At 73.2% G+C, this 250-nt stretch carries 1 protein-coding gene; it reads left to right on the forward strand.

The features are described from left to right. Positions 1–250: FAD-binding oxidoreductase (locus SM755_RS24005; RefSeq protein WP_323174883.1), on the forward strand; the 250-nt coding region annotated here is incomplete at both ends.

Consider the following 250-nt stretch of genomic DNA (forward strand, 5'->3'; position numbering starts at 1 on the left):
CGCCGGACACCGAGGGGACGTTCGAGATGACGGTCGAGATAGACCCCGAGGGCGACGTGACGCCGTGGCTCGCGGACCTGGCTGCGGGCGATGCGCTCGCGTTGAAGGGGCCGCTCGGTGAGACGTGCTACGACGACGAGGGGGACGTGCTCGCGGTCGCTGGCGGACCGGGTATCGGGCCGGCGCTCGCGATCGCGGAGCGGGCGGTCGACCACGGCCACGAGGCCGCGCTCGTCTACGAGGACGACGG

Origin of the sequence: Natrialba sp. PRR66 (genome assembly GCF_034808065.1) — an archaeon.
Classification (GTDB): Archaea; Halobacteriota; Halobacteria; order Halobacteriales; family Natrialbaceae; genus Natrialba; species Natrialba aegyptia.